The organism is Stieleria sedimenti (assembly GCF_025060895.1).
Lineage (GTDB): Bacteria > Planctomycetota > Planctomycetia > Pirellulales > Pirellulaceae > Stieleria > Stieleria sedimenti.
In genome coordinates this window covers 1-2,295 of sequence record NZ_JANZKV010000260.1, presented here as the reverse complement: position 1 = coordinate 2,295, position 2,295 = coordinate 1, and the positions used below count along the sequence as shown (strand labels likewise).

The window sequence follows — 2,295 nt, the reverse complement described above, 5'->3', positions numbered from 1 at the left end:
GCGGCTAAAGCCTGGACACCAGCGCATGTGGTGTCCAGCCTTCAGGCGATTCCCACTCGCTCGCATCACGCGAAGGGGTCGTACTGGCCCGGGACGGGAATCGGGTACTTGCCGTCGGGTCCGGGCAGTGCCGACTCCGGCGGTGGGGTGTCGATGGTGTAGTCATCGATCCCGGGTGCCAACTCGCGTCCCTTGTTCAGCAGGTCATCCCACTTGATGACCTTGCCGCTGTAACACGCTTCGCGGCCCAGGATGGCGGTGAACGTCGACAGCGCGCCGTATTCGCCTTCGTTGTAGATCTCTCCGCGGCCGAGTGCCGCAATCAGATCGTTCTGTTCTTGCTGGTGGCCTTGTTGACGCTCGCCACTGAATTTCCAATCACCGCCTTCACCGGAAATTTGCGATCCGGACACGTCGGCGGTTCCCTTGGTGCCGTGGGCGTACTCGGCCACGTGCGTCCAAGAACCTTTCAAGTGACGGCCTTGACTGAACATCTTGGTGCCATCGGCGAAGGTGTATTCGCAGAAGGTGTGGTCAAAGATCTGGCTCTTGGTCGGATCGCCATCCATCCGCTGCTCGCGTCCACCCATGCCGTTGCACTCGACGGGGTACTCGCCTTTGAGCCAGCAACCGACGTCCAGGTTGTGGATGTGTTGTTCGCAGATCTGGTCGCCGGAAAGCCAGTTGAAGTGGTACCAGTTGTTGCACTGGAATGCCATTTCGGTCTGCTCTTCGGTTCGGTTGCGGTACCAGATGCCGCCGCCGTTCCAGTACACGCGGGTGGCGATCACGTCACCGATCGCGCCGTCGTGGATCCGTCCGATCGTTTCCAGATACTGAGCTTCGTGACGGCGTTGCAGACCGATGCCGACCATCAAGTTCTTCTTCTTGGATTCTTCAACGCTGGCCAAGACACGTCGGACGCCGGTGGCATCGGAGGCGACCGGTTTTTCCATGAAGATGTGCTTGCCAGCTTTGACAGCCGCTTCGAATTGTTGCGGTTTGAAGCCGGGAGGCGTGGCAATGATGACCAGGTCGGCGTCGACTTCGAGCAGCTTCTTGTAGGCATCGAGTCCGACGAACTTGCGATCGGCCGGTACATCGACCTTGTCCTTGTAACGCTTGGACAGGGAGTTGATCGTGGCCGAAGCCTTGCCATCAAACGCATCGGCAACGGCAACCAACTTGGTGTTTCCGCCGGATTTGAAGATGTTGACCGAAGCGCCATTTCCGCGGCCGCCGCACCCGATCAGGGCAAACTTGATTTCGTCGCTCCCTTGGGCGTGTGCGGTGCGGGCGATGGTGCTGGTCAGGGTCGCGCCGGCGGCCGCAGCAGTGGAAGTCTTCAAGAAGTTACGTCGGCTAGGATGATTTTCCATCTGATGGTCCTTTCGGAATGATCAACTCGGCGGGCGGCGATACGACACGTGCGTCGTCGACCGGCGAGTTTTTGAGGAATGGGAGTTTGGTGGGCAAGAAGATCACGCTGCTGTATTGTAAAGGCAATCGTGTCGCAATTGACTTTGCATGCACCGTTTTCTGCTAAGGTTTTTTTCTGCCAAGCCGTTTTATCTCGATCGAGCGGCGACACCCCAGACCCATTCGACCGCGCCGCAGGAGCAACCGATGTTGAACCCCAGCGACCCGACACCAACCGACGAGGTGGACGAGACGTCCCCGACCGACCGACCTTCGACAAAACCGCCACCGGAAACGGGATTGCCGGTCGAATCCACAGCACCGACCGCGCCGGCATTTGGTTGCATTGTCTATTTCGCCTGCGACGACGGCGTGTTTCGTGGTCGCGTCGCCAATTTGGCAGGAATTGAGGTGTCGGCTTCCAGCCAACGCGAAATGCTCGGACAAATCGTCGCACGCTTCAAATCGAGCGTCGCCGGCAGCCTGGCCGAAGGCGAGACGCCCGCTTGGATCGTTCCCCCGTCAGAAAAACGGCCCGGTGAAACCAAGCTGTTTTTGCCCGTGCACTTGTAAGGATCGCGGCAGGGCGCGAGCCCCCTCAATGCCAGCGCAGGTGGTGATGACCCCGGCGGGGTCAAAGCCAGTAGCCGGAGGTGAGCGCAGCGACACCTCCGGACAGCGGGGCACCCACCTCAAGCGACCCCGGAGGGTGTCGAAGCAAATCGCGCCGAAGCACTCGGACCCGGCCGCCACTCCAATTGAAACAGCATCTCGATCAACTCTTTCAAAAACGCGGACGGCGGCACCGCCGGCGAGTCCATTCGCTGCGACCCCGCCGGGGTCGGTGGGATTTTGAGGCGTGCTTCCCGGAGGTGG

General features: G+C 60.2%; 3 protein-coding genes. 1 reads left to right on the top strand and 2 read right to left on the bottom strand.

Annotation, left to right across the window (positions count from 1 at the left end; genetic code table 11):
- Nucleotides 1-65: 65 nt before the first annotated feature.
- Entirely contained in the window at nucleotides 66-1,379 is a 1,314-nt protein-coding gene (locus NZK35_RS28620; RefSeq protein ID WP_259635948.1) for a Gfo/Idh/MocA family protein, read from the bottom strand.
- Nucleotides 1,380-1,527: 148 nt separating this feature from the next.
- Here NZK35_RS28620 and NZK35_RS28615 point away from each other — a divergent pair, with 148 nt between their 5' ends.
- The gene (locus NZK35_RS28615; RefSeq protein WP_259635947.1) at nucleotides 1,528-1,992 is read left to right on the top strand and encodes a hypothetical protein; all 465 of its coding nucleotides are present in this window, start codon (nucleotides 1,528-1,530) and stop codon (nucleotides 1,990-1,992) included.
- Nucleotides 1,993-2,111: 119 nt separating this feature from the next.
- Here the strand turns inward: NZK35_RS28615 and NZK35_RS28610 are convergent.
- A partial coding sequence (locus NZK35_RS28610; RefSeq protein ID WP_259635946.1) for a hypothetical protein occupies nucleotides 2,112-2,295 on the bottom strand: 184 nt, incomplete at its 5' end.